Annotated in this window: 5 protein-coding genes; 1 reads left to right on the top strand and 4 read right to left on the bottom strand. The window is 68.5% G+C overall.

Annotated features, from left to right (window positions below):
* Nucleotides 1-546: 546 nt before the first annotated feature.
* The 4 genes from ACIA8K_RS09290 to ACIA8K_RS09275 all read right to left on the bottom strand — a co-directional run bounded on the left by ACIA8K_RS09290 (nucleotide 547) and on the right by ACIA8K_RS09275 (nucleotide 5,075).
* Nucleotides 547-1,167, bottom strand: coding sequence for an ATP/GTP-binding protein (locus ACIA8K_RS09290; protein WP_033342827.1), 621 nt, complete (start codon nucleotides 1,165-1,167; stop codon nucleotides 547-549).
* Nucleotides 1,148-1,510, bottom strand: coding sequence for a DUF742 domain-containing protein (locus ACIA8K_RS09285; RefSeq protein ID WP_396056682.1), 363 nt, complete (start codon nucleotides 1,508-1,510; stop codon nucleotides 1,148-1,150). Before ACIA8K_RS09285 ends, ACIA8K_RS09290 begins: the two co-directional genes overlap by 20 nt.
* A gap of 80 nt (nucleotides 1,511-1,590) precedes the next feature.
* Nucleotides 1,591-2,004 (bottom strand): roadblock/LC7 domain-containing protein, encoded by a 414-nt coding sequence (locus ACIA8K_RS09280; RefSeq protein WP_033342828.1) that lies wholly within the window; start codon nucleotides 2,002-2,004, stop codon nucleotides 1,591-1,593.
* Nucleotides 2,001-5,075 carry a nitrate- and nitrite sensing domain-containing protein gene (locus tag ACIA8K_RS09275; RefSeq protein ID WP_396056681.1) on the bottom strand — a complete coding sequence of 1,025 codons (3,075 nt, stop codon included), beginning with the start codon at nucleotides 5,073-5,075 and terminating at the stop codon, nucleotides 2,001-2,003. Before ACIA8K_RS09275 ends, ACIA8K_RS09280 begins: the two co-directional genes overlap by 4 nt.
* Nucleotides 5,076-5,596: 521 nt before the next feature.
* Between ACIA8K_RS09275 and ACIA8K_RS09270 the strand changes: the two genes are divergently transcribed.
* Nucleotides 5,597-6,778, top strand: coding sequence for an ABC transporter substrate-binding protein (locus ACIA8K_RS09270; RefSeq protein WP_396056679.1), 1,182 nt, complete (start codon nucleotides 5,597-5,599; stop codon nucleotides 6,776-6,778).
* Nucleotides 6,779-6,797 lie beyond the last annotated feature (19 nt).

Below are 6,797 nucleotides of genomic sequence, written 5' to 3'. Positions count from 1 at the left end.
TCACGCTGACCCGGATCAAGCACCAAAGGCGCGGCGGCACGATTCACAACCGCCACCGTACCAACCGACTACCTATTTACGAGACAGAACACTAGTGGCATCGAGCGGTATCGGCGGCGATTCCACCTCCGGGGCACTCCACCCCTCCACGCAGATCTGGAATCGACCCCGCCAATCCCCGGACCACGACGTGACGCAACCGCACCTGCGACGGAGCCACAAACAGCATTCGCTCTCTACCGTCGGCTCAAAACACCATGACGGCGCTCCGATATACCCCCTGCACAGCGGCTACACCAAGCCCCAAAAGCAGACTGCCGCCGCCCCCTCAAACGTGCCCACCGAGGGTGTCGGGGGGGGGGGGCGGGGGGAGGGGGGAAAGCCGGCACACCCGTGTAATCGGGCCCCCCCCCCCCCCCCACCCCCCCCCCCCCCCCCCCACACCCCACCCAGCGCAACCCGCAAGACAAAGCCCAAGAGCAGCGCAAACAGCGCAAAAAAGAACGGCGACGCAACCCTCGCGCCGCCGCCCAAAAGCAAAACCTGTCAGCCGACCAACTGTCCATGGTCCCGCTGCGACCGCAGCATGATCATGGCGTGCTCAACAACAGTGACAAGAACATTCTTAGTCGACTCGCGTTCACGAGCGTCACAAAGCACGAGGGGAACATGGTTCGGAATGGCCAGAGCCTCCCGAACCTCCTCGATCTCGTATTGGGTAGCCCCGTCGAAGCGGTTGAGCGCTACGACGTACGGGAGTTTGCGGTTTTCGAAGTAGTCAAGCGGGGCGAAGGCGTCGGAGATGCGGCGGGTGTCGACCAGGACGGCCGCGCCCACCGCGCCCTTGATGATTTCGTCCCACATGAACCAGAAGCGGGTCTGTCCGGGGGTGCCGAACAGATACAGGATCAGGTCGTCGGCCATGGTGATGCGGCCGAAGTCCATGGCGACGGTGGTGGTTTGCTTTCCGGGCACCTTCGACGGGTCGTCGATGCCGACGCCCGCCGCCGTCATGACCGCTTCCGTGGTCAGCGGCGTGATCTCTGAGACGGCGCCGACAAGCGTGGTCTTGCCGACGCCGAAGCCGCCGGCGATCACGATTTTGGCGGACGTTATCTCTTTTCGCCGCTCCGGGCCCCCCGCGCGGTCAAAGCCTGCGAAGTCCACTTAGCACCCTTTCAAGGAGATCCATCCGCTCCTCATACGCTTCAACGGGAGCGGCACTGTGCAGGGTCAGCAGACCGTCGACCACCATGTCGGCGACGATGACGCGTGCGACACCGAGCGGCAGGCGGGCGTACGCGGCGATCTCCGCCAGAGACATCGCATTACTCTCGCAGAGAGAGGCGATGCGGTGCTTGTCGTGTCCGGCGAAACGCGCCTCCTGCACATTGGCGACGCTTGCCGTAAGGATCGCCTCGACGGCGATTTCTCGGCGCGCCTCTGTGCGGCCACGGGTGACCGCATAAGGACGGACCAGCGACCCACGTGGGTCATCCGGCTGCACCATGACGGTCACCTCCTAGTAGCGCACTGCCCCGTTATCAGAACCATCGATGATATTAACTGCTGTCCGGCGTTGCCGGGGGGTCATACGGAGTGACCCACGGCCTCGCGTGGAAGCGGGCGGAGAGCCGCACCGACCCGCTCCACGAGAAGTGCCATCTCGTAGCCGACCTGGCCCACGTCGCAGCTGCGGGCGGCCAGGACGGCCATCGAGCTTCCGTCCGAGATGGACATCAGGAATAGGTACCCGCTGTCCATCTCGATGATGGTCTGCTGGACGCCGCCGCCGTGGAACATGCGGGCGGCGCCCTCGGTCAGGCTGACCACACCGGAGGTGATGGCCGCCAGCTGGTCTGCCCGGTCGTGCGGGAGGTCCCGCGACGACGCGAGCAGCAGGCCGTCCGCCGACACGGCCACCACGTGGGCGATGCCGGCGACGCTGTCGGCGAAGTTGGTCAAAAGCCAACCCATGTCCTGCATCGCAGCTTGGCGGGTCATCCGTTGGTCTCCTTGGGGTTGGACTCGGCGGCGTCGCCTTCGGCACCGGCGCTGCGGCCCCGGTGCACACCGCGGTGGTACGCGGAGAGCAGGCCACGAACCTCGTCGGGGGTACGACGGGATCGCTCCGCGGGCTTCGTCTCGACCCCACCGGGGACGAGCTGAGCCTGCGGCACGCGCTTCGGCAGACCGGACCGGGTCTGGCCGCTGACCGACGGCTTGGCGGCTTCCTGAGCGCGCTTCCAGCCGTCGTCGGCGGCGGTGCGCCAGGCGGCGTCGTCCGGCGTGGCCGAGGGGGCGGCGGCCGGAGCTGCAGGAGCGGGCGCCGGGGCGGCCACGGGAGCCGGGGCCGCCGGAGCGGTCGAGCCGAACGCCGGCATCGACGGCGCCTGGGTGGCACCGGCGGTCTCCGTGCCGTACGAGGTCGTACGGCTCTCGGTCCGGCGGGGCGCCGCCGGCTCGGGGGTCCGGACCGGCAGCACCGTGGTGTCGGCGGACAGCGCCGACGAGTGGCCGGCCGGAGCCGCGATGGCCGGAGCCGGAGCCGCCATGGTGGCGCCACCGACCGGCGGCGGCGCGTAGCCGGCCGTCGGCATGGACCAGACCGCGGTGTCGGCCTGACCGTGCGTCCGGAACCAGACCGCCTCCATCTGCCGGAAGATCGGCGCCTCGGCCTGCTCGCCGGGGACTCCACCGCGCTCGAACGGGGCCGTGCTGACCCCGCCCGCCGATGCGGACATCGGGTGGACGGTGGCAGAGATGGTCTGCGCCTCGGGCGCCGAGGCGACCGGCGGCACGATTGGCGCCTGGAGCGGAGCGCGCGGCGTGGCCGGCGGAGCGATCGCGGGGGCCGAGGCCGGTGCGATCGCCGCGGGCGGGGTCTGCCGCTGGCTCGGGAAGGCGGATCCGCCGATGGTCGGCAGCTGTTGCGTGGCGCCGTGCTGCGGACGCAGCGGGTTCTGGCCGGCGACCGGGAGCGCCTGGGTGGCGCCACCGGCGTTTACCTGGAAGTCACGCGACTGCTGCGGGGCCGGGGCCGGGTCACGAGGCGGGGTGAGCGTCGCCGTACGCGACGGGGTGAACGACTCGCCCCACGCGGGCGGGGAGCTGACCGGCGCCGACGGACCCTGCTCGACCGCGAGCGGGCTGCGCGGACGCGGCAGGGCAGGCTCGCGCCCACGGGTGCGAGGAAGCACCACCACGCCGTGCGGAAGTGTCACTTGCGCGACAGTACCACCCTCCACATTGGGCCGGAGCTCGACTCGGACCCCGTAGCGGGAGGCCAGACGGCCGACGACGGCCAGACCCATGAGGCGGAACGCACCGACGTCCACAGTCGGCGGGCTTTCGAGCCGCTGGTTCAGCGACTCCATCTGCTCCTCGGTCATGCCGAGACCGCGGTCTTCCACCTGGATGAGTACGTAGTCCCGGACGCGTCGGGCATCCGCGACCACCACCGTGTTCGGCGGCGAGAACCGGGTCGCGTTGTCGAGCAGCTCGGCGACGAGCCGGACGACGTCGTTGACCGCGTGCGCCGACACCGAGATGTCGGAGTCGACAGTGCCGAACTCGATGCGGTTGTAGAGCTCCACCTCGGACTGCGAGGCCCGCAGCACGTCGATGAGGAGCGCGTCCTCGCGCCGTGGCGGCGCGGAGTCCGCACCGGCGAGGACCAGAAGGTTCTCGTCGTTACGGCGCATTCGGGTGGCGAGGTGGTCGAGCTGGAAGAGCTGGGCGAGGCGCTTGGGGTCCTCCTCACCTCGCTCGATCTTGTCGAGTTCACCGATCATGCGGTCGACCAGCGCCTGCGAGCGGCGGGCCAGGTTGAGGAACATCGCGGAGACGCTGGTACGGAGTGCGGCCTGCTCGGCCGCGATCCGGACCGCTTCGCGGTGGACCACGTTGAAGGCCTGGGCGACCTCACCGACCTCGTCACGGGTGTTGAGGCGGATCGGGTCGCGCAGTTCCTTGACGATCTCGTCCGCGCCGCCCTCACCGAGGCTGCGCACATCACGGAGCCGGGCGACCGCGTCGGGCAGGTCGTGGTTGGCCACCGTCATGGCGCCCTCACGCAGTCGCCGGAGCGACGCGTTGAGCGAGCGGGCGAGCAGGAAGGCGAGCGCGATGGCGATCGCCAGCGCGATGAGGACTGCGGTGATCTCGATGACCACCTGACGGACGACCGTGCGCTGCTCGGTCTCCGCGTCCCTGATCAGCTGGGCCTCGATCCGGATCTCGGCGTGCCGCATCAGGTTCGCGACCGCGCCGATCGCTGCCGACGCGGCGTCCGCGGTGATCTCCGGCGGGGCCGTCGAGCCGGCCGTGGTGATGATCGTGTTCGCCACGCGGTCGGCGAAGGTGACGGCATCACCGGTAATCGTGGTGTTGACGACGGTGCGCAGGTCCACGTTCTCCGCGGTCGTGATCGCGTCCTGCGCCTCCTGCTGCTCGGCCATGGTGGCGAGGAACGACGCGAGTTGCTCCTTGCCGAGGTTCCGGCCGCCGAGCAGCGCGACGTACGCGACCGCCTGCTCCTCTGCGGTGGCGTTCTTCGCGCTCGAGAACGCGAATGACGTCCGCAGGGAGTCGGCGAGTTCACCCTCGCCGGCGGTCTGGCTGATCACCTCCAGGTAGGCCAGCAGGTCGTCCAGGGCCACGCCGTAGCGCAGCACGGCCGCCTGGGGGGTGGTCTTCGCCTGCGACAGCACGTCCTGGCGGGTGGTTTCCAGCCGGGCGAGGTTGTCGTCGATGGCGCTCAGCCGGGTCTCGACGTTCGAGGCGGTATCGGGCAGATTGAGATCCGCCCGGCTGGCCTTGTACGTCTCGATCCGCCGATCCGTCGCCGCGGTGGCGGCCGTGAACGCGTTGGACGCCTCGGCGTTGCTCCCTGCTGCGAGCAGGCGAGCGGCTGCCATCCGCTCGCTGTGCAGATCATGGGAGAGCGCCGACACGTCGGTGCTGAGCGCGGTCAGAGACCGCACCAGTCCCGCGTCCGCGGCCCGGCTGGTGCTGTCCCAGAGCCGCATGCTTGCGAGCACAAGGATGGCTGCCACCGGGACCACGAGGATCATGGCGAGCTTTGTACGGATCCGGGCGTCGCGAAGTCGCGGCAGTCCGGATCGACGCGCGGGACGCGCGAGGTTGCCCAAATTCGCTTTGGGGTGCGTGCTCACGAGACCTCCGTCGTTCTCGTCCACGCGCAACCCGCCTTCATGACGGCATGGGGGGTGGGGTTGTCACACGCGGCACGATCCGCGATTTCACCAGAAGTGCCAGCGAATGGGAAGCCTCAGGAAGACAGGAATCGGTCGTGGAGGACCGATCAACCGCTAACAGTCAGGCTGTGTGGAGTCGGTCTCACCGCGTTGAACTGCACGAATGACTCGTTGCGTGCTATTTATCACCGCAAAGTTATGCCTAATGCACCCCACACCTGCCCGCATCGTGGGACAAGGTGTCCACGAACGAGCGTCTACTCCGGCTTGACCAGCGGACCGGATGGTTGGCACAGTTCTCGCGTTTGCCGCCCCGTTCGCGGGGCGCACGTGAGCGCGCGCAGCCGTCGCTGCGCCGCGAAGAGGAGGACTGATCCTTGAGGCCAACCCGCGCCACGCTCGCGGTGGTCACCTCGGCCGCACTGCTGGCATCGGCCGCCGGATGCGATTCAGCGACCACTGAGGACACCGCCGCAACGACAATTCTCATCGCCGCTGATCTGGAGCTGACCGGTTCGTCGGCCGCGGTCGGCAACGCCTACAAGCAGGCTCTGGAGCTGAAGAGAGATCAGCTCAACGCGGAGGCGGGTCCGAACGGTCCCAGGATCGAACTGGACATTAAAGACAACCGTTCCGACAGCAAGCTGTCGGCGCAGAACATCACGGGATTTGCCAACAACTCGAATGTTGCGGCGCTCATCACAGGCGTGTGCGGAGAGTGCGTCCAGACCTCGTTGCAGACGATCACGGACCGCAAGCTTCCGACGATCTCCCTGTCGCCGTCGTCGGATGTGGTGACCCCGCTCGACGAGACGCGTCAATTCGTGTTCAAGCTCGCATCGAATCCGCTCGACAACGCGTCCGCACTGGTGTCCGAAATGGAGGCGGCGCAGATTGATCGTTTCGCGCTCGTCTACACCGAGGACGCGTACGGCAAGAATGCGAAAGACGCGATCCTCGGCGAGGCGGGCGACGCCGGCAACGTGCGGGCGGTGGCCAACCGGCCGATCGCGCCCGGCGATGCGAAGGTGGACACCGCCGTCAGCCAGGCGCTTGCGGTGAACAACCCGAAGGCACTGGTCGTCGCGGCGCTGCCGGACCGGGCGCAGGAGGTCGTGGCCAGCGCGCGCGCCTCCGGCTTCAAGGGTCAGATCTACCTGGACGCGGCCGCGGCCGGCGACCTGTTCCTGTCCACGGAGAACGCGGCCGCGACGAACAACGCGACGCTGATCTTCTCGCAGACCCTCAGCATCGACGGCGTCATCGCGAACACGCCGGTCAAGGCGCTGCGCAAGGCCTGGGCTGCCGAGTACACGTCGCGGTACGGCACCTACTACGGCCCGTCCTCGTTCGCCGCGGACGCGATGCAGATCATCTCGAACTCGGTGACCCGGGCCGGCGGCACGAACGGTGACGCGCTGCGCGGCGCGATCGAGACGGCCCAGCTGGACGGCCTGACCGGCCCGATCCGCCTGACGCCGACGAACCACTCGGGCCTGATGCCGCAGGCGCTCGTGGTGCTGGTCGCGAACGGCGGCCGCTGGCAGCTCAAGGCCTGACCTCGCAGGCAGCGCAAAG

Source organism: Catenuloplanes sp. NPDC051500, from assembly GCF_044454585.1.
Lineage (GTDB): Bacteria > Actinomycetota > Actinomycetes > Mycobacteriales > Micromonosporaceae > Catenuloplanes.
The sequence above is the reverse complement of the archived record's forward strand: the minus strand, read 5'-3'. Positions and strand labels throughout refer to the sequence as shown.